This is a genomic window from Moorena sp. SIO4A1 (assembly GCF_010672065.1).
GTDB lineage: Bacteria > Cyanobacteriota > Cyanobacteriia > Cyanobacteriales > Coleofasciculaceae > Moorena.
In genome coordinates this window covers 1-1202 of the sequence record NZ_JAAHHX010000898.1, presented here as the reverse complement: position 1 = coordinate 1202, position 1202 = coordinate 1, and the positions used below count along the sequence as shown (strand labels likewise).

Annotated in this window: 1 protein-coding gene; it reads right to left on the bottom strand. The window is 42.5% G+C overall.

The window, feature by feature from the left end; all coding sequences use genetic code 11:
- Nucleotides 1–94 precede the first annotated feature (94 nt).
- On the bottom strand, nucleotides 95–1202 hold a 1108-nt coding region (locus F6K53_RS43895; RefSeq protein ID WP_293087126.1), incomplete at its 5' end, for an RNA-guided endonuclease TnpB family protein.

Genomic DNA, 1202 nt, shown 5'->3' with positions numbered 1-1202 from the left:
AAGAACCTTCAGCTTTCCGGCTATCCTAGCTTACTCTAGCCTTCTGCAAAATTCTACGGTAAAAGAAAAAGGCTATGGCGTGAACTACCCCGGCCTACTTTGTTGTTCGCGAAGCGTGGCCAAAAGGCCAGGCCGGGGCTTCCAGCTTCACGGAAGAATGCCTTAACTTGGACGGACGCCCACGTCTTGGTCTTACTTCTTCGACCCTGGCGTTATCCTCCCCCGTCCCAGAGGAGGATAGCATTCTGATCCCTTCTGCTCTAATATTTTTGGCCGCATTACCGTCTCTGTCGTGACAAGTTCCACAACTTGGACAAGTCCAAGTCCTTACGTCTAGTGGCAATTCTTTGATTCGATAATGGCAATTAGAACAGGTTTTAGAACTGGGGAACCATCGATTTATCTCAACTAACACTTTTCCTTCTTTTTCGCATTTATAAGACAGGAAGTTTACAAAAGTTCCCCAGCTTAGATCAGATATTGCTTTAGCTAATTTATGGTTACGAACCATGCCCTTGACATTTAGGTTTTCAACTACTACTACCTGGTTCTGATCTACAATCTTCCTGGATAGTTTATGTAAGTAGTCTTGGCGGACATTTCCAATACGTTCATATACCTTAGCTACAATCCGGCGAGCCTTTCTGCGCTTATTACTGCCTTTCTTTTTTCGGGCTGCAATACGTTGTTTCTTAGCTAATTTTTTCTCGGATCTAGCTATATGCTTAGGATTGCCAAATTTAGAGGTCTTTTCGCCATCGTAAGTAATAGCAAAATCTTTAATGCCCAAGTCAATCCCAATCACCTTTCCGTTTGTTGATGGCTTTGTTCCCTTGGACTCGTATTCCATCAAAACAGAAGCGTAATATTTCCCAGAAGGATCTCTGCTAACTGTTACCGTTTTAATTTCCCCGTCTAATGGCCGATGAATCACTGCTTTGACAATTCCCAATTTTCCAGGAAATTTAAGGCGATTACCAACTTGCTTGACGTTTTGAGGATACTGAATGGATTGGCGATGGTGGTATGACTTGAACTTAGGATATTTTGCTCTACCTTCAAAAAAGTTCTGATATGCACGGCTAAGATTGAGACTTACGGACTGTAATATCTGAGAGTAGCAATCTTTTAACCATTCAGTCTCTTCTTCTTTTTTGAGTTTTGGCAGCATGGAATTGAGAGCAGACTGAGTCAAGCCTTTC